This window comes from Deltaproteobacteria bacterium (assembly GCA_026388545.1).
Taxonomy (GTDB): domain Bacteria; phylum Desulfobacterota; class Syntrophia; order Syntrophales; family UBA2185; genus JAPLJS01.
Genome location: JAPLJS010000114.1, coordinates 108,518 through 134,424 on the forward strand (window position 1 = coordinate 108,518; position 25,907 = coordinate 134,424).

Consider the following 25,907-nt stretch of genomic DNA (forward strand, 5'->3'; position numbering starts at 1 on the left):
GGTTCTCAAAAATGATCACAAAATTTCAGGTTGCGTATAAAAACCTGCTCAGAAAAAAAATCCGCAGTCTTCTTACCCTGATCGGCATTGCCCTTTCCTCATGGGTGCTTGTAAGCCTGCTGGGCTTCAATCAGGGCTACGAAGCCTCACTCAATAAAGACATAGACAACATGGGCTTTCAGTTGATGATCATGGCCAAAGGATGCCCGTATGAGGCGGCCACCATGATGCTGAAGGGAGGAACAGGGCTCCGTTATATGGATGAGTCCATTATGAAGGACATCGTTAAAGAGCCGGAAGTAGATAAGATCACGCCGATCCTTATGTCGGCCGTCTTCGATCCGAATAAAGGGGAAAGCGGTGGGATAGCCGGATACTTTGGCATAGAACCAAAGAGCTTTGCCGAAATGAAGCCCTTTCTCAAATTCAGGCAGGGGGGCTGGTTTGCCGATGAAAATTCCTATGAGACCGTCATGGGGTTCGAGGCGGCCGAGCTTGAGCAGCGAGAGGTAGGCGACATGATCCTCATGCCCGAGATGAACGTCGAATTCAAGGTGGTGGGCATACTGGAAAGGACAGGCACACAGGATGATGGGACCATCTTTGTACCCCTCAAGACGCTGCAAAAGATATTTAACAGACCCGATGAAATTACCACAATAGGCATCAAATTGAAAAAGGGCGTCGACAGCGGCCCCCTCGAGGAAAAGCTGTATCAGCTCCCCGATGTGCAGATAGTGAGCCTGGCGCAGGTGAAAGAGACCATCATGAAGCTTATTTCCACAGCCAAGGTAATGGTACTTTCGATCGCCGTCATTGCTATTTTGATCGCTATGGTCGGCGTCATAAATACGATCCTGACATCGGTATGGGAAAGATTCCAGGAAATCGGCATTCTGAAGACCGTCGGCGCTATGCCCTGGGACATATTCAAATTGATCTGGATCGAGACCCTGATCCTCTGCACGACGGGAGGCGTCGTTGGTATTATTCTGGCGCTGATACTTGCGCGCGTAACGGATATAGTGATGCGCAGTCTGCTGCCTTACGCCCCCGGCGGAGGTCTCGTGCTCATAGACCTGAAACTTGTACTGGTCACGTTGGCCGGAATCATTTGTATCGGCCTTCTCAGCGGCGTTTATCCCGCCTGGAAGGCCGGAAGGATCAGGCCCTTAGAGGCCATCAGGGGGGAGGCCGGCAGATGAGAGAAAACGGTATATCGATCACAGCAACAAACCTGACAAAGGTCTATCCCCGTGGAAATGAAAAAGTCATTTCCGTCAATAATGTTTCATTCGAGATACTCAAAGGGGATTTCGTATCTATCATCGGTCCATCGGGGTCTGGCAAAACCACACTGATCAATCTTCTGGGCTGCCTCGACAATCCGACGGCCGGAGAACTTTACCTCGGAGGCCGGTCGATCTTCGGCAACGGGAAACGTCTTTCGGAACGGGAACTGACGAAAATAAGGAGGGAGACATTCGGATATATTTTCCAGAATTTCTATCTCATCCCCACCCTGACCGTCATGGAGAACGTCATGCTGCCGCTCACATTCTACCGAAAACCCGGTACGGAGCATGAGGCGATCAAACTATTGAAACTCCTCGGGCTGGACCACCGGCTGGACCACCTCCCGGACCAGATCTCGGGTGGTGAGATGCAGCGGGTCGCCATAGCCAGGGCCATGGTGAATATGCCTGAAATCCTTCTCGCCGATGAGCCTACGGGAAACCTGGATACGAAACGGTCAGAAGAAATTGTGAATGTCCTAAAGGGGCTTAACAGGGATGTGGGATTGACAATCATCATGGTCACACACAACCAGAAATGGGCCCGGTATGCAGACCGGATGTTCGAGATGCGAGATGGCCAGATTTATCAGATTGATCGTGAATCAAACAAATATATTGAAACAGAGCAACAGCGGGCCTGTAGTGAATAGGCCATTAAGATACATCGACATATTATTACTCCGGCAACAAAATATCTAAAATTCCGTCATTCCGGCGAAAGCCTGAATCTACTGAAAAGACTGGATGCCGGATCAAGTCCGGCATGACAATCTTTGACATGTTTACTTGCCGGAGGAATAAAAAATGAGGAGGAATACGATGAAAAAAATGTATATTCCGAGTATTGTATTGGTTGTCTGTTTCATCTTCGGAGGAATGGCCTATGCCCAGACAAATGATGACGTCAATCTTCATAAAGCATGCTGCTATTGCGGTATGGACAGGGGCAGTTTCAATTTTTCCCGCATGGTGATCGAATATAATGATGGAACTGTCAATGGCATATGCAGCATCCATTGTGCTGCCATAGACCTGGCAAACAACATCGATAAGACGCCGAAATCGATTAAGGTCGGCGATTTTAATGGAAGACAGCTTATCGATGCAGAAAAAGCCTTTTGGGTTATTGGAGGTAAGAAGCCCGGGGTTATGTCCAAGAGGGGAAAATGGGCCTTTGAAAAAAAGGATGATGCAGAGAACTTCGTGAAGACAAACGAGGGGAAGCTCGCCTCCTTTGAAGAGGCAATGAAAGCGGCCTATGAAGATATGTACGCAGACACTAAAATGATAAGGGAAAAAAGGAAAGCGAAGCGGATGAAGATGATGGAGCACAAACCTGATGCTCGCTGACAGTGGGGCAGGAGGTCAAATGAAAAGAGTCATGTCTTGGGTAATCATTCTTTGTCTTGTTGCCGTTTCATTGGCAGAGGGATCTGATACTACAACTCTTCCACCAAAAGATAAATGCCCTGTCTGCGGAATGTTCGTTTCAATGTTTGCCGACTGGAATGCCCGGATCGCGTTTAAAGACTCAACACGTGCAATATTTGACGGATCCAAGGATATGTTTAAGTATTACTTGGATATAAAAAAATATAATCCGTCAAAAAGTAAAGAAGAAGTGACTGCAATTATTGTGAAGGATTACTATTCCAAAACGGATATCGACGCTCTGCAGGCATTTTTTGTGATTTGGAGCGATGTGTATGGTCCAATGGGTCATGAACCCATACCTTTTGAAAAAGAAGTCGATGCGAAGAAGTTCCTGTGCGAGCATAAAGGTAAAGACATTCTCAGGTTCAAGGATATCAGCACAGATATGATTACATCACTCGATAATCCCTGAAGACAAGATCTTACTGGAATGGAGCTTCCTGACGTGCATACATCAATCATCGAGTGTAACCAATCCCTCTCGAATGGCGTGTTTCGTAATCTCAGCGATGCTATACATATTCAGTTTCTCCATGATATTCCGTCGATGGGTTTCGACGGTCTTGATGCTCAGATATAAATGAGCGGCGATTTCCTTCGCTGTCATACCCTCCGCAATCAGTTGCAGGACTTCGCGTTCCCTCGGACTCAGTATGGAATGTGTTTTCAGGGAAGAAGTATGCACTTTGTTGAGATATCCCTTCACAACCACGTCTGCAATGCTTGGGCTCAGATAGGTATGTCCCGTTGTAACCTGACGAATGGCAGTGGCAAGCTCACTAAAGGCGCAATCCTTCAGCAGGTAGCCCGATGCGCCGGCTTCCAGCATACCGAGTACAAACCGGCGGTCCGAGTGCATGGAGAGACCAATCACCTTTACATTAGACAATCCGGCCATGATTTTTCGAGTGGCATCTATCCCATTCATATCCGGCATGCTTACATCCATAACGATGACGTTGGGCGCCAGCTTCTCAGCCAGCTTGACTGCTTTTCTGCCGTTTTCCGCTTCGGCAACAACCTCCATCCCTGCTTCTTTTTCTATCAGGGTGCGCAGGCCATCGCGAATAATCTTGTGATCATCGGCAAGAAGAACTCTGATGGTCATTTTTTATACCTCCTTTTTTTCGGGTTTTTCCGTGGCGCCACGAGTGTGACACAGGTACCATATCCCCTGCCGCTTCTGATCTCTACGAGGCCACCGATATGTTTAATGCGCTCCTTTATGCTGAGAAGACCAAAACCCCCGGTTTCTTTTGTTGTCTCATCGATAGTGGAGATATCAAAGCCAATCCCTTTATCTTTAACGGTAATCCGGATGTTTTTGCCTGCCGTCTGAAGAGTGAGATAAGCTGTGCTTGCCCTCGCATGTTTGACAACATTCAGGAGCAGTTCTCTCACGGCCCTATAGAGGAGCACCTGAACTTCTTCATCGATATCGCGCTTTTTAAGATCATCATTCAGGATAATCTGAAGACCGTAGTCGGCCTCCATCTGTTCGCTCAGCCAATCGATGGCTTCGGTGAATCCAAGCTCATAGAGAATGGAAGGACTGAGTTCTGTCATCAGCGACCTTGCCTGTTGAATGGATTGGTTGACGAGATCCCCGATTTGATCCAGGATGATCGTGAATTCATGCTTTGAAGCCAGCTGCTTTAGGGATTCCAATTTGATTTTGGTCAGGGCCAGGGTTTGCCCGATATTGTCATGGAGATCAATAGAGATTTTCCGCCGTTCCCGCTCCTCCGTCATAATTAGTTCCGTCGTAAGCAATCCAAGCTGTTCATTGATATCTTTGAGATTCTTTTCCGCATCCACCAGCTCGGAAATATCGACCATGGTTCCCTCAATCATTATCAGATCACCCTTATATTTACGGGCACTTGCATTTAAGAGGACCCATATGCGTTTTCCATCCTTGTGCTGGAGAGAAAGCTTATAATTTCTGAGGATTTTCTTTTCCAGAAGATCATGGATATAATTTTTAAACTCGTGACCAGAAGAGAAAATATCTTTTATATCGAGGCCTGACGCATCTTCCCGCCTGTCGTAGCCCAGCATCCTCGCGTGGGCTTCGTTGCAGTCGATACGCCGGGCATCTCTGGTGGACGGATTATAAATGGTGCGAAAACTTCCGGCTACGCTGTTTTGAAAGAACTGGTGGTATAGAGTCTCCGATTCATGAATGGCCTCTTCCATTTTTATATGGTCTGTCATGTCGCGGGCGGCGGCTAAGATACCCTTGATGTCCCCTGACTCGTTTCGGTACAACGATGCATTGTAAAGCACCTCCATCACCCTTCCCGAAACATTCCGGATAGCCAGCGGATAATCGCGGACAAAACCTTTTGAGAAAACCTCCTGGTATCCCTTCCGCGCCATGTCCGGTTCTGTGAAATAATCAGCAAAATCGCTACCGATCAATCGTTCACGGGACAGACCTGTTGCGTTCTCTGTCGCTTTGTTAACGTCCATGATCTTGCCGTCAGAACTGATCGTCACAAGGGGGTCGAGGCTAGCCTCGATGAGACTGCGGGCATAGAGGGCATCATCGAGACGCTTCCGTTCGGCCCGCTTGAGCTCCGTTATATCCTGGTTGACGACTATGGCGCCTGTAACGTTGCCCTCTTCATTGATCAGAGGCACCGCTGAGTGAAGAATAAATTTGTGGGACCCGTCAAAACACTCAATTTCGATCTCTTCATTGAGGGAGATCTCCCCTTTCGTTACAGCCCTCGCTGCTCTCCACTCATGTGGTTTTATCAGCTTTCCCGTGTCAATCCACCAACACTTATACTCGCCGTAGCGCTCGATATCCACATACCTGGCTCCGCCCCAGATTTCCTGACTTGCACGATTTCCCGAGATGATTTTCCCATTGTGGTCTACTATCAAGACACCGACTGGCAGATTTTCCATTATTTTCTGCAGGAGTGTCTCGCTCTTTTTTAATGACCCCTCAATAGATATCCTTTCAGTGGTTTCTTGTTTGACCTTATCTTTTACCTTATCCAGCTCCCGTGTCCGCTCCTGCACTCGTTGATCCAGTTCTTCGTTTAGCTTGCGGATTTCGTCCTCAGCCCATTTGCGTTCGGTTATGTCATAATTGATCCCTGTCATGCGCAGGGGCCTGCCCTCTGAATCCCGAATAACCAATCCATGAGCCTTAAGAATCCTTATAGTGCCATCCGGCCAAAGGATCCGAAACTCGGTATTGTATTCTTTCTCACCGCGCAATGCCTGCTTTGAAATCTCATGACTAGCGGCACGGTCATCAGGGTGGACTCCTTTGAGCCAGGCCTCATATGCGCCAGAAAAGTCTTCCTTGCTGATGCCATAGAGCCCATACATCCGATCATCCCAGATCAACTCATTCTTCTGGATGTCCCAGTCCCAGACTCCAATGTTAGCAGCATCGACAGCCAGGTTAAATCTTTCGTACATCCGGCTCAGCTCTTCGTTCTGCTTTTCGAGTTCAATCCGGTAAACCTGCAATTCATGGACATGCTTGTGGATATCTTCATCAGGTTTCTTTTGTGATGTCTTCTTCCGGGAAATAAGCTTTGCTTCTGTCTTTCCGCGGAGTTCGTTAGATCGTCTTGTTTCCATTGTTCAAACCCATTTTGATTATTTTCCAAGGCGGAGGTTTAAGGTTGTTGCATTCGCAGTGCCTCTCTCCGCATTTGTTGTCCCTCTTTGCTCCTCATTAACAGCGCCTCTCTCCTCGATGTCGGCGTTCTACCGGGAACTACAACCCCCGGTGCAGGAGAAGTTGCCGCCTGTGGAAGGGATGGCGCCGCCGGAAGAGATGAAGGGACAATAGCAGGCTGAGAGCCACCTGACGGCAATGTGGAAGTTGCCTGCGGAGCGGGGGCTGCGCCGGCTTTTCTTTTTTCCCCATCGTTCAGCATCACCACGATTTTATCCTCCCCTTTGACCAGGACAATGCGGTTTGCCTCTACCTCTCGGAGGATGTAACCGTTGAGGTTATCCCCTTTTTTAAGGGCGATTTGCCTTTCCCCTCTCCCCGGTGTTGAGTAAGGCGCTTTCTTGTTTTCGATGAACGCGATACTCATATCGTCCATGATCAGAGTTCCGTGAAGGATGACTTCCGGTCTCGGTATTGCTTTTTCGTCTTTCTTCTCCGGCGGAATCTTTCTTTCAGGGTGAAAAAGATTTTGTTCGCTGATTACGGCATAATCGACAGGAGAATAATTCTGCGGCAGTGCGGGTTTTTCTCCGGACCGCTCAACTGTCTCCTTCGCTGCAGGGAGGGACATCTGAATATCCGGATTCAGAAAAGGGATCACGGTAAAATACGCGACTGTTGCAACGGCAACTGTCAGCAGGCCGTTCAGAACATTCATACTTTGAAAAAGATATTTCATCCCGGCCATGTCATTTCCCTCCTGTCAGTCCCGACACTTTCAGTTTCACTATCAAATCCCTCGGTTCCCTGAAATTCCTTATTCTTGTGTCCAGCTCCCGAACAACAAGATAAGGGGTTTGTGTCTCAATGGCGTACAGGGTGTCGCCGAGGGCCCTCGTATCGGGAAGCACCGCATCAATCGTGACGGTAATCATTTTGAACTTTCCGGTATCCTCCGGTTTTTCTGCCCTCTCGCTGGAGATGGTTCCTCCCCTCGCGGTGATCATAACCTTGATGGTATTCTGAAGGGCAGCGGCTGCGAGGGAGGGGGTCTGCCCCTCGATCATTTTGGAATTTTCAGCCTTTCTGGTCTCCCTCAGAGCGTTCAATTTCTCTTCGATTCGGGGTTTATCGGCAATCAGAGTTATATATTTCTCAAGGGTCTTCGACTTGACAGACCTTGTGTCTTCCATGGCGGTCAATTCCGTCTGGGCTCTCAAATAACCATATTGGTATATGACAGCACCGAGGAGGATGATCATGAGAGGGATGGCGACAACAAGAATCTTACTCTTTTTTTTCATTCCTTGCCTTTTCCTCCGGTGAAGTTTCAATTTCCATTTTAATGATGAACCGGTCTGCATTTATTCTGGTATCTCTGAAGGTAGGAGATGAAAACTCTGCTTTTTTGAAATACCCGGAAGCCTCCAGCTTCGGCAGTATTTCTGTTGCTGAGGCAGAATAACCTTCTATTTCTACGGTCGAATCGGTAATTCTGAGTCTGGAAAGCCAGGTGTTCTTCGGCAAAACCCTGGTCATTTCCTTGAGCAGGTTCAGCACCATGGGCCGGGATGACTTGAAAGAATTGATCGTGTATATCTCTTTTTCTACCCCTTCCAAATCCTTTTTCAGGGCCTCGGCCTTTTTAACCTCGTCTTTGCGAGCCATAATTTCCCGGTCGATGGCTTCGATCTTCTTTTCCTCGATCTGAAGAGGAGATGTGAGCCAGAACACGCACAATGCGGCAAGAATGGAAAGTAAGACAATCGTTGCAGCGAAGGGGGTCTTTTGAGGTTTATGAATACCTTTGTCAAGGAGGTTCATTCCCTCTGCGTTGTACCACAGGGACTCCAAAACTCCCCCTATGGCAGTATAGGGAACCTCCGTCACGTTTCCCCTATTCAATAATTGAAGCTTGAGATCCATCTCCCCGATGAACCTGACCGGTACGCTTATCCTTTCCTGAAGAATGGTCTTCCATTTTCCGGACACTTGATTATTGACGAATACCTCAGGTACCTCCCCTTTTTCTTTCACCATTCCGACAAGTGAATTGATCTCTTCAATGAGAGAATTGATTATTGATTGCTCGTCCCCTGGCTCAAAATTTCCCGTGAAAGAGGTCTTCAGTTTACCGTTGTGGATGAGCCCGCCCTCGTATCCATTGGAATGGATTTCCACAAAGATGGTATTCCCTCTCCTATGAACGTAATGGCTGAGCGTGCCTATTGCTGAGAGGCTGACAACAACCCGACTGACGGTAATACCTTTTTCCCTGAGGGCCTCCACATAGGGCTGAAGTACATCGGTCTTCATCGCCGCGAGCATGATCTGAAGGCGGTTTTCATCCTCTGCGATAATCCGGAAGTCATAGAAAGCCCTTTCGGAGGAGAGTGGGGTCAGCCTGTCCAGTTCAAAGGAAATGACATCGGAGAGGTTGTCTTTGACGGTGAGAGGCAACTCGGCAGTCTTCATAATGGCCCAGGCCTTGGGGATGATGAGCAGGACTTGAGCCCTGGCAGCCTTGAGATCGTTTACCGCCAGCGCCACAGCAGAGGAGAGGCTTTCCGGTGTCGGATACTTTCCTTCCTCAAAGAAGTATCTCCTGATTCCCCGGATTTTCATTCGGGAAAATAACCGGGAACCGTACGCAACAGAAATGCCGCCTCTTTCAATCAGAACAGACAGACATTGCCTGGGCGCAATACGGTCATCGGCGATACTGAAGGAGAGTACCTTCCACAAGGGCTCGCCCCATTTGGACATTTTTGCCACTGTGTCCGTAATAAAAAATGTGGTTTTCCTCATCACTTCAGCGGTCTTCATTGTACAATTTCCACGGGGCACTTGTAGTAAACATATCTATACTGCTGCAGACTGTCGAAGGTTATCGTCGCGAGGATGGAATAACCCTTTTTCTGATCACCCTTATAACCGGTAGACTCCACGGTGTATGCCCCCGATGTGCTCCCCGGAGCGAAGCTCATAGTGGGCGCCGTCTGGGAGTAACTGCTGCCGATTATATCCTTGATATCCTCACCCCCCCGGATCTCTGATGATGCCCTTAATTCCATGATCCGGTCTGCCATTTCGGCAGTCATCCCCGGAAGGGCCGCCAGGATTTCTTTTGGCGCCGCATTGATATTTATCTGGCTCATAGTAATGTAGAGTGTCAGGAAATGAATAATCCCTTTCTTCTTATCCGTACCATAGAGAATTTCAGGGGTGACGCCCTTGACAAGAATCAGCATCTCCAGGGTCTCGAAGGGGGCATTTCTTGCCTTGTAAGGGTTCGGGAGCGACAGGTAATAATCACTTTCGGCCCCGTGGAGGCGGTGCAGGTCATCGGCATCCTTCCAGTCCAGGATGGAATCGACGATGATATCTGCGTTTTCAGGCGATACACCCTGGTTGATCAGGAGATTTTTCACAATGATGCCGGAGGTATCGGTCAGGCTGTTCAGCGATATTTTTCCCGATTCATCGATGACTCGCACAATGGCGCCGCTTCCTCCCATGTCAACGGTATACGCAGTGCTGTCGAGCTTCCACACCTCTTTCCCCACCAGCGTCACCGTCTGATTCTGGTTGACGGACCGGTAAATAATCTCCATTATGCCCCTTTCAATCCCGGCTTCAGCTAAAAACTTTTTCTCCATGCCCTCTTTAAAAGCCAGAGTACCATAAGTTTCGGCCCTTGTCATCACGGAGAAGGAAAATACCGTCACCATGAGGATCGTCATGACCCACAATACAATAAGAAGGGCGATGCCTTTCTGAGAGTTTTTCATGGTATTCTTGTTCCGCCTTCTTTCATTTTCATTTCGTTATTTACTACAAAAATAGATTCCACGTATCCCTCCCTTTAGAAAGTAGATTCCATGTATTCCCCCCTTTTCTAAAGGTTGATCCCCAGTTCCCCCCTTTTTTAAAGGGGGGTCAGGGGGGATTTTAAATGTTCATGGATTCTTTCAACTACTCCATCAATGTTTTTGAGCACGTCTATGTCGGAAAAGCGCAGCACAGTAAATCCACGCATCTTAAGATATCGATCCCTTGCTCGATCTTTCTTCATCCCATCATTCTCATAATGTTGCCCACCATCTATCTCCACGATGAGTTTTCCCTTTGGGCAGTAAAAGTCCACGATGTAATGACCGATATTTTTCTGCCGGTAGAATTGTAAATCGCCTATCTGTTTCCTCCTGATCTTCGACCAGATAAGCTGTTCGGCATCGGTCATGTTGCTTCTTAAATTCCGGGCGAATGGTTTGAGTTTCTTGTTGAAGGGCAGCATTAAAAAATCCCCCTCAATCCCCCTTTACGAAAGGGGGACTTGATGTTATTCCCCTTTTAAAAAAGGGGGACTTGGCATTTCAAGAAGTTTATTCCCCCTTTTGCAAAGGGGGACCTATCAGGCATTCATCCTGGTTCCCCGCCTTCGTGGCGCCCCACGGGGCATGTAGTTTCCTGACATCAAGGCGGGGCCGGGATATTCTGCATACCTTAGAGACCTGCCGGAATGGGAACATCACTTTTTACTGTCATCATTTCGCCGCCAACCCTTACAGGGAATACAAGAAAAAGTTTTTTTGTACCTTCCACAATATGTACCTTTACTTTTTCAGGAATAAATGACTCTCCGGACAGCATTTCCAGCCACTTTCCCTGTTCCTCTGCCCGGTCCTTGTGAAAATATTCGAATGATATTCCCGTCGCTTCAATGAGCCGGATGTCACGACGTCCTTCGATACCCGGAACCTGCTCACCGGCATAGAGCACCTCTTTCCCTGTGTTGTCGGCCTTTACTGTGTAATCAACAATGACGTAACCCCTCTGCCCGCCCCAGATGGAGTAATTCGTCGAAAAGCGGAGGGTCTTCCCGTCGCCACTGAAATAGTATCTCTTTTTTCCATCCTCTTCATAGGTAAGAGGAACCTGCGATTGTATTTGAGCGTCCATGAAAGAAAGGACTGTTCTGAACCTCTCCTGTGCATCCATCTTTCTTTCTCCGGATGCCACTGACCGGGAGCCCAGCCTCATGGCGCCCATTGTGATGGCTACAATCACAACGAGCAGGGTAATGGAGATAAGGAGCTCAAGGAGTGTAAAGCCCCCGTCGGAGACGGCGAATCGCCGTTGCCCCGCTCTCTCTGCTACATATATATGTGCCGGGTTATTCATTTTTTACTTCTTCTTCCCTTCACTCGAATCCTCGACCCCTTGACCCCTTGAACCCTTACAACAGTCCTCTACACAATCGATGGGGAACTGCTTTCCGCAGGTTTTATCTTGTCGATCATTTTTACCGTCTTCAATTGGATGTTTCTTTCCTTCCTTCCCTCATTCCATCGGACGACGAGCGTGACCTCCATCATCTTGACCGGCAGATTGTCCGTTCTTTCCTTCAGCACCTCACCTATGGAAACTTCTATGCGGTAACCATCATCCGTAATCTCTCTCCATGCTTTCTCCGTCAACGAAGGATCCGCCAGGATTTCCCTGATCTTAGCATCAGACCAGGCTACGGCCGAGGACATATTGCCGGAGATGGAAACGGATTGTAAATTAGCAGAATAGAGCTGTATGATCAGCGATAGAGCAATTGACAATATGGCGAGGGCTACGAGGACTTCCAGAAGGGTGAAACCGCTGTCTCTGTCAATTCCCTTTGCCCTTATGTAATTTACATTTTGCATTTTTACTTTTACATTTTGCCTTATTTTATTACCACCGCCCCTGAAATCGGGTCTGTTTCTATCCTCATAACTTTTCTGCCGCTGGACAGGATAATTGTTCCGCCTTCCACACCACCGGTAGGATGGAACACGATAGGGTATTTCCCCCGGTACATCTCGCCGGACACCGGGTCAAGTACCGTAATCTTCATTTCCGGCGGGAAACTTTTTGTAATCAGGCCTTCGATGCCGTACACCCGGCTGTCTAAATCAATGACTACGGTCTTTTTTTCCATGTTCATGCGGGCCAGAGACCGGGCGTGGCGGATAACTCCAGACATTTCCCTTCCTGCCGCACTGAACCTGGCCGAAGGGAGAAAACCGGCAAAAAAGATCGTGGACATGCCCAGTATCAGGGTCATGAGAAAAATTACAATGATGACCTCGAGAAGCGTGAAACCGTTTTTCTTCCTGATTTTCTTACGCATTAACCTTGCATCCTTGAACTTTCTGCACATCTCACTCGAATCCTTGAATCCCACTTACCCTCTTTCTCAGAACGGGATCTCGGTGATACTGAATATGGCCAGAAGCACCGAAATAACGATAAAGCCGATGACCAACCCCATAATGAGTATCAAGACTGGTTCCAGGAAGCCCATGAAACGCTTGATGGCTTGCCTGAGGCTTTTTTCATAGGTAACGGCGATCCGAATCAGCATCTGTTCAAGCTGCCCTGTCTCCTCGCCGACTTTGATCATAGAGAGGGCCAGGGGGGGGAAGATGCCTGCCTGAGAGAGAGGACCGGAAATTCCCTTTCCTTCTTTTGCTCCCTTGGATACGGTTTCGATTGCCGAGGCAATGACCTGATTGCTGATGACTTCCTTGGCATTATTCAGGGCTTGCAGGAGAGAGACACCGCTGGCCAGGAGCGTTCCCAGGGTTCTGCAGAAACGCGCCGTTTCCAATTTTATGATAACATCACCCATAAGTCGAAGCTTTATGGCGTCCCATTTGTATTTCCCCCCGTCAGTACTGATGTAATTTTTGAACGCGAGCCATGCGGCAACGATGAGAATGAGAAGAATCCAGCCGTATGACTTCAACGCGTTACTTACCACAAGAAGGATCTGCGTCGACAAAGGGAGGGAACTTCCAAGCTCGGCAAAAATTACGGAAAACCTGGGCAAGACGAAAGTGAGGAGAAGAATAATGGAAAGCCCGCCGGTGATGAAGAGTATTGTGGGATAGATCATGGCGGAAAACACATGATCTTTCAATTCTTTCGATGATTCGAGGAATTCATTGAGGCGCTCCAGGATCACATCAAGAAATCCCCCGGCCTCACCGGCCCTGACCATATTGACATAAAGCCGGGAAAATTCCTCCGGATGCTTCTGGAGTGCTTCAGAAAAAGAGCCCCCTTCCCGGATGGACTTAAGGAGGGATTGAACAACCTCTTTCATCTTCCGGTGCTCCGATATTTCCGCCAGAATATTGAGGCATCTGTCGAGGGGGAGCCCCGCCCCCAATAGAGCGGAGAGCTCGGCCGTAAAAGTCACCAGGTCCAATCTTCTGGTTTTCAGTCTTAGTTTTGCTTTGAGGCCACCCTCACGGGGCGCCCTGACCTCCAGGGGGATCACCCCCGTATTCTTGAGCCTTTCGATGGCAGATTTTTCATCAGCGGCTTCGATTACGCCCTCCGCAACGATTCCTTCCATAGTAGTTGAACGGTATGCAAAGATGGGCATTTACGCCTCCTGTGTCACCCGAAATACTTCGCTTAAGGTTGTCAGGCCATTCCTGACCTTTGCAGCGCCGTCCTCAAGAAGGGTCTTCATACCGAGCTTTCTCGCCATATTTCTGAGCTCGTTTGCATCCGTGTGCCGGAGTATCAGCCTGCGGATGTCGTCATCAACGACAAGCAGTTCGAAGACACCTGTTCTGCCTAAGTAGCCTGTGAAAGTACATTTTTCACACCCTCTCCCCCGGTAGAGATCAACTTCAGCGCCGATATCAAAAGGGGCCAGTTCTTCCAGGCTAATCACTGAAGTATCTTTTTCCTTGCAGTACGGACATATGATCCTGACCAGCCTCTGTGCCAGGATTCCCCTGATAGTGGAAGACAGGAGAAAACTCTCCACACCAATATCGAGGAGTCTTGTAATGGCGCTTGGGGCATCATTCGTATGAAGTGTCGAAAAGACCAGGTGCCCTGTGAGGGCCGACTGCACGGCAATCTCCGCTGTTTCCAGGTCCCGGATCTCACCGATCATAATCACGTCGGGATCCTGACGGACAATATGGCGAAGGGTGTTCGCAAAACTGAGGCCGATCTGGGGTTTCACCTGAATCTGGTTCACGCCTTTGAGCTGATACTCAACAGGGTCCTCGACCGTGATGATTTTTCTATCCGGCAAATTGATCTTGTCCAGGGCGCCGTAAAGGGTAGTGGTTTTCCCGCTCCCCGTGGGACCGGTGACGAGGATGATACCGTTAGGTTTATTGATGAGTTTTTGGAACGGCAAGAGGATATCTTCGGAGAATCCCAGTTGATCCAGATCAATGACGATCCCTTCCTTGTCGAGGATCCTCATGACCACACTTTCACCGTAAATGATGGGGATACTCGATACGCGGAGGTCGATTTCCTTCTCGCCCACTTTAAGCCGGATGCGGCCGTCCTGGGGAAGCCTCCTCTCGGCAATGTTCAGTTTCGCCATGATCTTGATCCGTGAAACGAGAGCCGCCTGAAGTTTTTTGGCGAAGGTCTCGATATTGTGGAGAACGCCGTCAATACGGTAGCGAACTTTTAAACCATCTTCGAAGGGTTCTATGTGGATGTCGCTGGCTCTGCTTTCTACTGCCCTGCTGATAAGCACATTGACGAGCCTGATGATGGGAGCTTCCGACGCCAGATCTTTCAGATGCCCGACATCCTCCCCTTCTTCACTGGCGAACCCGAGTCCATTCTCGTCGATATTCTCGATGATCTTATTGATATCCTGTGTCTCCTGGCTATAGTAACGGGAAATGTAATCGTCGATCATCTTCCCGTCCCCGCTGTATACCTGTATATCGGCAGACAGGGCGACCCGAAGGGCATCGACAACTTCCCTGTTTCCCGGATCGGCCATGAGAACCTTGATCTGGTTATTTTTCATCTCCAGGGGGATGATCCGGTTTTCACGGATGAATCTTGAAGACACACCATCGAGCACAATGGGAACCTTGGGGAGATCTTCGATTTTGATGGCCCGTGCAGCCTGACTCATAGTGTATTCCTCATAGCTGTTCCTGAACTAAAATCTAAGAAAATCTTCACATAATGTCATGGAGAGCAACTGACCCCGTACCTCATTATGCCTCAGGAATATTGACACCCTCCTGCTTATCAAATTGTTACATTTCCCCGGCTTGTTTTCTATAGGGAATAAACTTGATCCAAACGGGCAAATCTCTTAATTATCAATCAGGGAATGGCTGAAAAACATTCCCGAAGAGGGGAAACCATTTCTGAACAAAAGAGTAAGCCTCTTCCCTATTGAAGTAGTATTTATTTTCTGTTAGAATTTGCCGACGGAAATGAAGTATCTCATCATTTTGGATAGAAAAGCAAGTACTTATCAAAAATTAAAGGAGGCGTATGACATGGATTTTGGGGATAGAGGGCATAATAAGCGGGTAAGTAAGATCCCTATATTCCAGCATACTTTCCGGAATCTCCTGGGGCCCAATGTGAGCAGGGCAACCAAGATAATCCTTGACGAAATAAAGAATTTGTGAATACTTAATCAACATCTAACACATTAACATCAAAAGAAAAATTAGATTATGTCTGGGTAATTGGGGACAGCCACTAATTAAAAGAATGTCTGGTAATTAGTGGCTGTCCCCAATTACCAATTACCAGTAATAAAAATGCCTACATGTAACTTAGAGGGCGGAGCTGTATCAAGGCGAGACCTTTCCCATGCAAAACGGTAAATTGAGGGGACCCAATCCCGGATTGACGCTTTGCTTAATACATGACCTGACCCCAAAAAATGATGGAGGACTCGTAACATGAAAATAAAAGTAACTGAAGAAATCTGGAAAGAGGGCGGCATGTATGTGGCCTATTGCCCGGAGCTTGACATGGCGTCATGCGGTGAATCTATCGAGGATGCAAAAAATAACTTGAAGGAAGTCATCTCGATCAATTTTGTAGAATGTAAAAAAATGGGAACTCTTGACCAATTGCTGCAAGAAGCCGGATTTTCCGAAGACCAGGGCAGTGTCCTGCTGGTCAGAAAAGAATTGGTTGGCTTTTCTGCTTTGGAAATCGGTATTTGATGTCAGTTATCAGGCCTACGACGTATCAGGTTCAGGTCAAAATTTTCGAAGCTGCCGGCTGTCGGTATGTTCGAACTCAGGGCGATCATCTTGTCTATTCATATCCCGGTGCATTACGGCCCGTCGTGATCCCCAAATATCAGGAAGTCCCAGCCTTTATCATCAAAAACAATATGAAGGTCATCGGAATGACAAGAGATCAATACTTTCAGTTTCTAAAAAATATTTAAATCTGTCCCCCGCAAAACGGTAAATTGAGGGGACCCAACCCCGGATTGACGCTTCGCTTAATGCAAGACATGACCCGATCACATTTACTGAAAGCCGTTTACTGGGATGCGGATGTAGCTCCGGCGCAACTCAACCGACTGCTCCGCGGCGATATCGACCGGATCGGACATATCGACCGGATCAACCTGTATCGCCGGCTGCTGATGACCTATGACTGGTACACCCTTCTCGCCCTCATCCCCCCGGACCGTCTCGCGGAGGCATTGAGCGCGCCGGTGCTGGATCGCCTCTATCCCGAAAGCCTCAAGGAGCGCTATCGCTATGCCAGAAGCGTATTATTCGGCTAAACTCTACCCTTTCATGGACAGAGTCTTGGCTCTGATCCGGCAGGCGGATACGGGATTTTATCTCACCGGTGGAACTGCCCTCGGTCGGCATTACCTCCACCATCGCCATTCTGACGACCTCGATTTTTTCGTCAACGCGGCGGGGGATTTCCGGGAGCAGGTCAAAAAAGTCCTGGAAACTCTGCATCGCGGCGGAATAGCGTTCGAACCGGGGACCGCTGCGGACACCTTTGTACGGATCATGGCCCGCGAGGAGGAAACGCTCCTGAAGATCGACTTCATCAATGACGTGGCGTTTCACTACGGCGATTTTCAGGAAGCGCCGTTTTATCCCCGCATCGACCACTGGCGAAACATCCTGTCGAACAAGCTCTGCGCTCTCTCCCGACGGGAACCGAAGGACATGGCCGATATCCTCGCCATCGCCGGGCGCTACTCCTTTGCATGGCCGGAGATCTTCAGCGAAGCCCGACAGAAGGATCTCTGGGTCGAACCAATTGAAATATCCAGAATCATTCATGAGTTTCCCGTGGAGCTGCTAAAGGCCGTGAAATGGGAGCGACCTTTCGATCCCGTCGTCTTCACCGCCGCCCTCAAGGCGGTGCATCGGGATATCTTTCATGGCCTCGATAACTCACTCCAGTCCCCCGCAAAACGCTAAATTGAGGGGCCCCAATCCCGGATTGACGCTTCGCTTAATACAAGACCTGACCCCCGACTCACTGGGACGCAGGAAAGTACAAGGAAAAAGACGGGGATATCATCGAACGGTATCCGGATGGCCGGGAGCGTATCCGCTTCAAGACAGTGGCCGCATCCAATGCCCCCGAATATCTGGAGGCTCTCGTTTCATTATGGTTCCGCGCTCTTGAGGAAAGATGGGTTCACCCTCTCATCGCGCTGGCGGCATTCAATCTCGACTTTCTGTGCATCCATCCGTTTCGCGATGGAAACGGCAGGGTTTCCCGTCTCTTGCTTTTACTGCAAAGTTATCATCTGGGATACGAGGTGGGAAGGTACATCAGCCTGGAACGCCTGATCGAACAGAATAAGGAGCGATACTACGAAACCCTTGAACAGAGTTCCCAAGGATGGCACGAAGGAAAGCATGACCCCTGGCCGTATATCAACTACCTGCTGTTTATCCTCAAAACGGCTTATCGCGAATTCGAAAGCCGCCTGGACATAACGGAAAGCCCCCTGGACATAACGGAAAGCCCCCGCGCCCCTAATGTCATTCCCGCGCAGGCGGGAATCCAGGAAGCTCTCAAAAAATTGGTTGACAATCGTCCGCAAAGTGGTTAATATTCGTCCATGATTAAAAGGTATATCATCAATAATATTCAGGAAGCTCTTTCCGACACCCCAGTTGTGCTGTTGAGTGGTGCGAGGCAGACAGGCAAGAGCACCCTGGTAAAATGGCTGGCGGAGGGCTCCCATCCGGCGCGGTACGTCACCCTCGATGACGCCGCGGTTTTTGCCTCGATCAAGCAGGACCCTGTCGGTTTCATCCAGGGTCTCGACGGTGCGGTGGTGATTGACGAGGTTCAACGGGTCCCGGAGCTGTTTTCCGCTATCAAGCTGTCTGTTGACCGGGAGCGAGATCCGGGGCGTTTCCTGTTGACGGGTTCGGCCAATGTTTTGCTCCTCCCCCGCCTTTCCGATTCCCTGGCGGGCCGTATGGAAATCCTGACCCTCTGGCCGTTTTCGCAGGGTGAGTGGGAAGGCGGCGGCGATGCTTTTGTCGATAACGTCTTTCATGATCAGGTTCCGTTTGTAAAAAGTTCAGAGAATCGTTCCGATCTGATGCAGCGCCTGCTCACGGGCGGCTATCCGGAGATGCTTAACCGGGTGAAACCGGCCCGGCGCCGAGCTTGGTTTTCCGCATATACAACTACCATCCTGCAACGGGATGTGAAAGATCTGGCCCAAATTGACGGATTGACGGCCTTCCCGAGGCTGTTCTCGCTGCTGGCGGCCAGGACGGGGACGATTCTGAACATTGCCGAATTGTCACGGAGCGTCGGCCTGCCGCAAACGACGTTGAAACGGTACCTGGCGCTGTTGGAGACGACCTTCTTCACGGTTCTGCTGCCGCCGTGGTCGGGGAATTTCAGCAAGCGCCTGGTAAAGACGCCCAAGCTTTACCTGAATGACACGGGATTGGCGGCCCATCTTCTTGGCGTCTATTCGGAAGAGATGCTGGGGGAGGGCCGACTTCTGGGCCCGTTGCTGGAAAATTTCGTCCTTCTGGAGCTGCTGAAACAGGCGTCATGGAGTGAAACCCAGCCACGACTTTTCTATTTCCGCACCCAGGCGGGACAGGAAATCGATGTGGTGATGGAGGACCCGGCGGGACGCATCGTCGGCATCGAAATCAAGGCGGCGGCCACTCTGACGAGGAGAGACTTTGCAGCCTTGAAGGATTTTTCCGAAAGCATGGGCGACGCCTTTCACCGCGGCATCATTCTCTATACAGGCAGCGAACCGGTATCTTTCGGCAAGAATTTACATGCCCTGCCCGTATCAACCCTCTGGAAATAAATATGGAAACCTTTTACATCAAACATAAAAACCGCCAGAGGTTGTGCAAAGGTCTCTAAGTGAACCCCTTGCCCGGCTAATCCCTTTCCTTATTTCAATTTAAGATATTTTTGCAGTAAAGATCATGTTTCTCCTGATTGTAATGATGTCATTAATAAGGGAAAATGCGGCAAAACAATACAGGAGGTGTGAGATGAATAAACGGAAATTTTTGATATATATAACTTTACTATTGACAGTTACCGTCCTTTCCTGGGGGGTCGGCCAGGGGTGGGCCAGGCCATTGACCTCCCCCGGCGGCCAGCCGGATTATTTCGAAACCCCCAACTGGGCCAACAGCCCGCCGCTGCCGAAGTTTGTCGACCCTCTTCCCGGGTTGTGGGATCCCAGAAATGGCGCCGCCCCCGCCAAGAGTATCCCTCTTGCCGTTCCGGACACACTTACCTATCCGGGATCTGATTACTACGAGATCGAACTGCGAGAGTACTCCGAGGTGATGCATTCATCCATGCCCGCCACCAGGCTGCGGGGCTATGTGCAGGTCAACAACGGCACCAACATTGCCGGCACCGCCAATGATGTCGTCCCGGCAGGAGTGCGTTACCTGGGACCCCTGATCGTTGCCACAAAAAACCGGCCGGTGCGCATCAAGTTTACCAACAAGCTGCCCACAGGAGCCAGCGGCAATCTCTTCATACCGGTGGACACCACCGTTATGGGGTCCGGGGCATATGAGATCAATTACGATCCCGTGACCAAGGCGCCCAGCACGACGAAAACCGGCACTTTCTCTCAGAACCGGGCAGACCTCCATCTCCACGGCGGCCGCACCCCCTGGATCAGCGACGGGACGCCCCACCAGTGGATCACCCCGAACGGAGAAGTCACCGACTACGCCAAGGGTGTTAGCGTGGCCTATGTGCCCGATATGTGGTTTACCGCAACAGGGGTGCACATCACCGATCCCGCCTGTGCGGGTAAGACCACCTGCGCCACTGCGGGTGCGACGAACAATCCCGGCGCCGGATCGCAGACCTACTATTATACAAATCAACAGAGCGCCCGGCTGATGTTCTACCACGACCATGCCTGGGGAATCACGCGCCTCAACGTCTATGTCGGCATGGCCGCGGGATACATGATTCAGGACGCAGTTGAGCAGGCCTTGATTGCCCCCGGAAAGATTCCCTCCACCCAGATTCCTCTGATCATTCAGGACAAAACCTTCGTGAACGCCGATACCATCCACAACACTGTCGCTAACGGCAACACCGGCACCGACCCAACCTGGAACTGGGGATCGACCCCCGGGACGGCGGTTACCGGCGACCTCTGGTGGCCCCATGTCTACATGCCCGCGGAGAATCCCTATAATCCTGACATGACCGGCTCAAACCCGATGGGCCGGTGGTTCTACGGCCCCTGGTTCTTCCCGGCGACCCCGTTGTGCGGATCATCCCCCAACGCAGTGCCGCCTTTATGCATCACCCACGGACCAGTCACGAATGCCTGGTACGATCCGGCATGCGTTCCCGATCCCACGGGAGTATTGAACAACAACTTCTGCCAGCCGCCGGAAATGCCGGGCACTCCCAATGTTTCCTGGGGGGCGGAAGCCTTCTTGGACACCATGATGGTCAACGGCGCCGCCTATCCCACCCTTACGGTGGATCCAAAGGAATACCGATTCCGGGTCCTGAACGCCGCCCATGACCGGTTCCTCAACCTGCAACTGTACCAGGCCGTCAACAAGATTGGTTATACCAATCCGACAAATTCGCTTAACTTCGCAGGTGCTTTGACGGATCTGACGGAAGTCGCAATGGTTCCTGCGGCTCCAAACGTGCTCTTCCCGGCTACCTGGCCAACAGATGGCAGGGAGGGCGGTGTGCCCAATCCGAACACGCGGGGTCCCGCAATGATCCAGATTGGCACCGAAGGCGGCTTCCTGCCGACGCCGGTGGTGCTGCCCAACCAGCCGATCACCTGGAACTACGACCCGACAACCTTCAATTTCGGGAATGTCAACGGAGGCACGCTCATCCTGGGACCGGCTGAACGGGCCGACGTGATCGTCGATTTCACCAAGTTCGCCGGCCAGACCCTTATTCTCTACAACGATGCTCCCACGGCGTTCCCGGCGCTCGTCCCGCAATATGACTATTATACGGGCGCCCCGGATCGTCGAGACATGGGCGGCGCAAATACAATACTGCCGGGCGTTGGTCCCAACATCAGGACGGTCATGCAGATCGTGGTGACGGGAAGCGGCGGCGCCGCCACCCCCGATGACTACAACGTGACTACCCTGGCCAACCTGCAGACGGCGATTGCCGCCCCGACCACGGGCGCCTTCGCAGTGGGGCAGGAGCCGATCGTGGTGGGGCAGACCGCCTACAATTCCAACTACGGAAGGACGTTCCCCAGGACCTGGCCGAACTGGGGTATTTCAAGGATTTCCGACACCTCCTTGAGCTTCCAGAGGGTTGACGGCACGGCAGTGACCAATTTCCCGATGCAACCCAAGGCCATTCATGACGAAATGGGCGCGAGCTTCGACGACTACGGACGGATGGCCGCCAAACTGGGGCTGGAAGTTCCGTTTACCAACGCCGCCATCGCGAACTTCGTCCTTCAGAACTTCGTCGATCCGGCTACCGAGATTGTGAGACCGAACCAGGTCCAGATCTGGAAGATCACGCACAATGGCGTGGACACGCACCCCATCCACTTCCACCTGTTCGACGTGCAGGTGATCAACCGGGCTGGCTGGGACGGGCTGATCAGACTGCCCGACGCCAACGAACTAGGCTGGAAGGACACGGTCCGGATCAGTCCGCTGGAGGATACGATCGTTGCCTTCAAGCCGATTATGCCGACGTTTCCCTTCGCTGTTCCCGATAGCGTCCGTCCGCTGAACCCGGCGTCTCCGATAGGCTCCACCGAGGGGTTTTCGCAGATCGACACGCTCACAGGAGGCCCCATAGCGGTGCCAACCACCAATCAGATGACCAACTTTGGCAACGAGTACGTGTGGCACTGCCACATCCTCAGCCATGAAGAGAACGACATGATGCGGCCGATTGTATTAGTGCCGGAGGTGCCCAGGCTCCTTTGGGTCCATACGACCGGGCGGGCCAATCTTTGGAAATTGGATTCCACGGATAACCTTGTCAGTCAAAAGCTTTATGGTCCCTTCGCGGGATGGACGCCGGTAGGCTATTATCCGAACACGGACAGCACGGGAGGGGGCAGGCTCCTTTGGGTCCATACGTCCGGGCAGGCCAATCTTTGGAAATTGGATGCCACGGATAACCTTGTCAATCAAAAGCTTTATGGTCCCTTCGCGGGATGGACGCCGGTAGGTTTTTCCCCGAGATCGGACGGCACGGGCAGGCTCCTCTGGAAAGATACATCCGGGCAGGCCCAAATTCGGAAATTGGATGCCACGGATACCTATGTCAGTTTAAAGTCTTATGGCCCCTTCGCGGGATGGACGCCACTGAACTTCGAGCAGCCAATCGAGTGAATAAGATTTTCGAATCCATCTGAACCATTCAGGGAGGAGACCAGGTTCATCGATCTCCTCCCTGATTATTGACAAGGAGAACGAATAAAACTGAAGATGACATTGAAGTGAGAGCTTTATCTTAGGAAATAAGTAAAGCGCCAAAATCTTTGCACAAGTCCCGTTGGTAAATCCAAACAAATTCTAGATAATATTCATTTAACATATTGATAGTACTTTACAATAATAGATATTTATGGTAGTTTTCCGGTCAAATTCATCTTTGAAGGATACCGACATGGCATATCTATGTGAGACACAGCGCCGAATAATAAGCGATAAAATAATAAAAGAAAAATACTTTGGTTAAAAAAGATATGGTTTCAATCAAAAAGACATTCAAAGTTTTTACAATCCTTTTGTTGTTATCACTTCTTTGCATCGTCGGATGCGATCAAGGCGGCGAAAACCTCGTCGAAACTTCAAACACTCAACAAAGCATCAATCGAAGCATCACTCCTGTTTCGCTGTTTAATTCATCGGCGTCTTTGAATTGGACAATGATTAATGTCGGTTTTGGGGATGCACACCTCATCCAGATAAAAGACGGCAAGACAATTTTAATTGATACAGGACTTGTTTCTAATGCTCAAAGCTACCTAATTCCCTATATAGGAGTTATCCCTATTAATAAAATTGATTATGTTTTTATAACCCATCCTCATTCCGACCACTACGAAGGATTGACTGCACTTATTTCCAGTAACATATCAATTGGCGCCGTTTATTTTAATGTTCCCACCGATGATAGATGTGAGGCTGAATCTTGGGGATGCAATGCACAAGATATTGCGGATATAATAAAATTATTGGAAGAGAAAAATGTACCTCTTAATAAAGCGGAAGCAGGGATGAGTTTTGATATAGGCGATGATAGCAGTTTAGACATTTTATATGCATTCAATGTAACTAATTCACCTGTCGGCAGCATCGATTTGAATGATGAATCTTTGGTTACGCTTGTGCGGCACAAAAATCATCGCTTTCTTTTAACCGGAGATCTCAACTCTAAAATAGGAACATATCTCGCCGCAAACGGTCAAGATTTGCAAGCTGATGTTCTAAAATTTCCTCATCACGGAACAGCAGGAATAGCGCCCAACAGCTTTTTTGATAAAATCAATCCACAGTATGTTATAATTACATCTCCATCTGATCTGTGGTGTTCCGATCGCAGTACACAAGCACGCAGTTGGCTAAAAGAAAAAAACATTCCTGCCTACATTACCGGTTTTCACGGCAATGTAAACATCGGCGTCGTCAACGACAAATTGACATTTGCAACGCAATACGATTATCAAACTACTAATTTGTGCAATGAAACCAAGTAATGAGAGCTTTGAGAAATGCAGAATACCTGTCATTCCCGTGGAGACGGGAATCCATATGCTATAAACAATGCTGGGCACCCGCCTGCGCGGGAGTGACAAAGAAGGAGAATTTCTAATAAAATAAAAAGATCTCGTAATGCATTTCTAAAGATTCATGATTTCAGCGGAGGATAGAAAGAATATGACTTCTAAAAAGCCCAAGAGAAAAAAAGTATATGTGGCCATGAGTGCTGATCTGATCCACCCGGGCCATCTGAATATTATTTCCGTAGCCCGGCAGTATGGTGATGTGATTATCGGTCTTTTGACAGATAGCGCCATAGCAAGTTATAAACGCCTGCCTTATCTTTCTTTCGAACAGCGCAAAGTAATAGTAGAAAACATCGTTGGCGTTGCAGAAGTTATTCCACAAGAAACTTTAGATTATGTTCCTAATCTATTGAAGATAAAGCCGCAATACGTTGTACATGGTGATGACTGGCGAACCGGAGTGCAACAAGAAACGAGAAAGCGGGTCATCGAAACTCTTCAAAAATGGGGCGGCGAACTTATAGAGCCACCCTACACACCGGGAGTATCATCGACGAACCTAAGCAAAGCTGTATGCGAAATTGGAACTACTCCTGATATCAGAGGGAAGCGCCTGAGACGGCTTCTCACAGCCAAACCATTGTCTCGTTTTCTTGAAGTACACAATGGTCTATGCGGGTTGATTGTAGAAAATGTTTATATAAATAAAAATGATGTCCGTCACGAATTTGATGGCATGTGGATAAGCAGCCTTACCGATTCCACGGCTAAGGGTAAACCTGATATTGAGTGTGTCGATCTGACTTCCCGAACACGCACACTTAACGATATCTTAGAAGTGACAACCAAACCGATCATTTTTGACGGAGACACCGGCGGCATCGCTGAACATTTCGTGTTCATGGTTCGAACACTGGAGCGCTTAGGGGTTTCCGCCGTGATTATTGAAGATAAGATTGGCCTGAAAAGAAATTCACTCTTTGGTATCGAGGTACAACAACAGCAGGACAGTATAGAAAATTTTTCGCAAAAGATAAGTTTAGGAAAGCGGGCCCAGATTACTGATGACTTTATGATTATTGCCCGTATCGAAAGTTTGATACTAAAAGCGGGGATTACCGACGCTGTTGAAAGGGCAAAGGCATATATAGACGCGGGCTGCGATGGTATAATGATTCACAGCAGAGAAAAAACACCGGACGAAGTTTTGGAATTTTGCCGGCATTACAATAAATTAAAATCAAGAGTTCCTCTCGTTGTTATTCCGACCACTTATTCTCAAGTTACCGAAAGAGAACTCGCCGAAGCTGGAGTAAGGATTGTTATTTATGCCAACCATATGTTGCGAAGCGCTTATCCCGGCATGCTCAAAGCGGCAAAGATAATCCTCGAGAGCGAGCGCGCCCTTGAAGCGGAAGCTTTGTGCATGCCTATAAATGAGATTATAAATCTGATTAAGTAA

Annotated in this window: 24 protein-coding genes and 1 pseudogene; 13 read left to right on the forward strand and 12 right to left on the reverse strand. The window is 49.4% G+C overall.

Annotated features, from left to right (window positions below):
- Nucleotides 1–11 precede the first annotated feature (11 nt).
- The 4 genes from NTW12_14545 (at nucleotide 12) to NTW12_14560 (ending at nucleotide 3,144) form a co-directional block, all read left to right on the forward strand.
- A complete protein-coding gene (locus NTW12_14545; GenBank protein ID MCX5847548.1) occupies nucleotides 12–1,205 on the forward strand; it encodes an ABC transporter permease in 1,194 nt (397 codons plus the stop codon).
- The gene (locus tag NTW12_14550; GenBank protein MCX5847549.1) at nucleotides 1,202–1,948 is read left to right on the forward strand and encodes an ABC transporter ATP-binding protein; all 747 of its coding nucleotides are present in this window, start codon (nucleotides 1,202–1,204) and stop codon (nucleotides 1,946–1,948) included. Before NTW12_14545 ends, NTW12_14550 begins: the two co-directional genes overlap by 4 nt.
- Nucleotides 1,949–2,117: 169 nt before the next feature.
- Complete coding sequence (locus NTW12_14555) at nucleotides 2,118–2,648, forward strand: nitrous oxide reductase accessory protein NosL (GenBank protein MCX5847550.1); 531 nt, start codon at nucleotides 2,118–2,120, stop codon at nucleotides 2,646–2,648.
- A gap of 19 nt (nucleotides 2,649–2,667) precedes the next feature.
- Entirely contained in the window at nucleotides 2,668–3,144 is a 477-nt protein-coding gene (locus tag NTW12_14560) for a nitrous oxide reductase accessory protein NosL (protein MCX5847551.1), read from the forward strand.
- A 42-nt stretch (nucleotides 3,145–3,186) separates the two neighbouring features.
- Here NTW12_14560 and NTW12_14565 read toward each other — a convergent pair whose 3' ends face one another.
- The 12 genes from NTW12_14565 to gspE all read right to left on the reverse strand — a co-directional run bounded on the left by NTW12_14565 (nucleotide 3,187) and on the right by gspE (nucleotide 15,334).
- Nucleotides 3,187–3,840: a response regulator transcription factor gene (locus NTW12_14565; GenBank protein ID MCX5847552.1), complete on the reverse strand. Its 654-nt coding sequence runs from the start codon at nucleotides 3,838–3,840 to the stop codon at nucleotides 3,187–3,189.
- Entirely contained in the window at nucleotides 3,837–6,341 is a 2,505-nt protein-coding gene (locus tag NTW12_14570) for a PAS domain S-box protein (GenBank protein MCX5847553.1), read from the reverse strand. The genes NTW12_14565 and NTW12_14570 overlap by 4 nt, the downstream gene beginning before the upstream one ends.
- Nucleotides 6,342–6,379: 38 nt before the next feature.
- A complete protein-coding gene (locus NTW12_14575; GenBank protein MCX5847554.1) occupies nucleotides 6,380–7,129 on the reverse strand; it encodes a hypothetical protein in 750 nt (249 codons plus the stop codon).
- A 1-nt stretch (nucleotide 7,130) separates the two neighbouring features.
- Nucleotides 7,131–7,685, reverse strand: coding sequence for a type II secretion system protein GspM (gspM, locus tag NTW12_14580; GenBank protein MCX5847555.1), 555 nt, complete (start codon nucleotides 7,683–7,685; stop codon nucleotides 7,131–7,133).
- Complete coding sequence (locus NTW12_14585) at nucleotides 7,669–9,207, reverse strand: PilN domain-containing protein (protein ID MCX5847556.1); 1,539 nt, start codon at nucleotides 9,205–9,207, stop codon at nucleotides 7,669–7,671. Before NTW12_14585 ends, gspM begins: the two co-directional genes overlap by 17 nt.
- On the reverse strand, nucleotides 9,204–10,172 hold the full coding sequence (locus NTW12_14590) for a type II secretion system protein GspK (GenBank protein ID MCX5847557.1): 969 nt from the start codon (nucleotides 10,170–10,172) through the stop codon (nucleotides 9,204–9,206). Before NTW12_14590 ends, NTW12_14585 begins: the two co-directional genes overlap by 4 nt.
- A 137-nt stretch (nucleotides 10,173–10,309) precedes the next feature.
- Nucleotides 10,310–10,678, reverse strand: coding sequence for a DUF559 domain-containing protein (locus NTW12_14595; GenBank protein MCX5847558.1), 369 nt, complete (start codon nucleotides 10,676–10,678; stop codon nucleotides 10,310–10,312).
- Between the two features lie 209 nt (nucleotides 10,679–10,887).
- Nucleotides 10,888–11,565 (reverse strand): prepilin-type N-terminal cleavage/methylation domain-containing protein, encoded by a 678-nt coding sequence (locus tag NTW12_14600; GenBank protein MCX5847559.1) that lies wholly within the window; start codon nucleotides 11,563–11,565, stop codon nucleotides 10,888–10,890.
- Nucleotides 11,566–11,633: 68 nt separating this feature from the next.
- Nucleotides 11,634–12,080, reverse strand: coding sequence for a prepilin-type N-terminal cleavage/methylation domain-containing protein (locus NTW12_14605; GenBank protein ID MCX5847560.1), 447 nt, complete (start codon nucleotides 12,078–12,080; stop codon nucleotides 11,634–11,636).
- 20 nt (nucleotides 12,081–12,100) lie between these two features.
- Entirely contained in the window at nucleotides 12,101–12,547 is a 447-nt protein-coding gene (locus tag NTW12_14610; GenBank protein MCX5847561.1) for a prepilin-type N-terminal cleavage/methylation domain-containing protein, read from the reverse strand.
- Between the two features lie 66 nt (nucleotides 12,548–12,613).
- A complete protein-coding gene (locus NTW12_14615) occupies nucleotides 12,614–13,810 on the reverse strand; it encodes a type II secretion system F family protein (GenBank protein ID MCX5847562.1) in 1,197 nt (398 codons plus the stop codon).
- A complete protein-coding gene (gene gspE / locus NTW12_14620) occupies nucleotides 13,811–15,334 on the reverse strand; it encodes a type II secretion system ATPase GspE (protein ID MCX5847563.1) in 1,524 nt (507 codons plus the stop codon).
- A 790-nt stretch (nucleotides 15,335–16,124) separates the two neighbouring features.
- Between gspE and NTW12_14625 the strand changes: the two genes are divergently transcribed.
- The 9 genes and pseudogenes from NTW12_14625 to aepX all read left to right on the forward strand — a co-directional run bounded on the left by NTW12_14625 (nucleotide 16,125) and on the right by aepX (nucleotide 25,907).
- On the forward strand, nucleotides 16,125–16,394 hold the full coding sequence (locus NTW12_14625) for a hypothetical protein (protein ID MCX5847564.1): 270 nt from the start codon (nucleotides 16,125–16,127) through the stop codon (nucleotides 16,392–16,394).
- A complete protein-coding gene (locus NTW12_14630; protein MCX5847565.1) occupies nucleotides 16,394–16,624 on the forward strand; it encodes a type II toxin-antitoxin system HicA family toxin in 231 nt (76 codons plus the stop codon). The genes NTW12_14625 and NTW12_14630 overlap by 1 nt, the downstream gene beginning before the upstream one ends.
- A 60-nt stretch (nucleotides 16,625–16,684) precedes the next feature.
- Nucleotides 16,685–16,972, forward strand: a complete 288-nt coding sequence (locus NTW12_14635) for a hypothetical protein (GenBank protein ID MCX5847566.1) — start codon at nucleotides 16,685–16,687, stop codon at nucleotides 16,970–16,972.
- Complete coding sequence (locus NTW12_14640) at nucleotides 16,947–17,633, forward strand: nucleotidyl transferase AbiEii/AbiGii toxin family protein (protein ID MCX5847567.1); 687 nt, start codon at nucleotides 16,947–16,949, stop codon at nucleotides 17,631–17,633. Before NTW12_14635 ends, NTW12_14640 begins: the two co-directional genes overlap by 26 nt.
- A gap of 80 nt (nucleotides 17,634–17,713) precedes the next feature.
- A pseudogene (locus NTW12_14645) lies at nucleotides 17,714–18,277 on the forward strand (Fic family protein).
- 9 nt (nucleotides 18,278–18,286) lie between these two features.
- Nucleotides 18,287–19,516 (forward strand): ATP-binding protein, encoded by a 1,230-nt coding sequence (locus tag NTW12_14650; protein MCX5847568.1) that lies wholly within the window; start codon nucleotides 18,287–18,289, stop codon nucleotides 19,514–19,516.
- A 193-nt stretch (nucleotides 19,517–19,709) separates the two neighbouring features.
- Nucleotides 19,710–23,045 carry a multicopper oxidase domain-containing protein gene (locus NTW12_14655; protein MCX5847569.1) on the forward strand — a complete coding sequence of 1,112 codons (3,336 nt, stop codon included), beginning with the start codon at nucleotides 19,710–19,712 and terminating at the stop codon, nucleotides 23,043–23,045.
- Nucleotides 23,046–23,386: 341 nt separating this feature from the next.
- Entirely contained in the window at nucleotides 23,387–24,415 is a 1,029-nt protein-coding gene (locus NTW12_14660; protein ID MCX5847570.1) for an MBL fold metallo-hydrolase, read from the forward strand.
- 181 nt (nucleotides 24,416–24,596) lie between these two features.
- Nucleotides 24,597–25,907, forward strand: a complete 1,311-nt coding sequence (gene aepX / locus NTW12_14665; GenBank protein ID MCX5847571.1) for a phosphoenolpyruvate mutase — start codon at nucleotides 24,597–24,599, stop codon at nucleotides 25,905–25,907.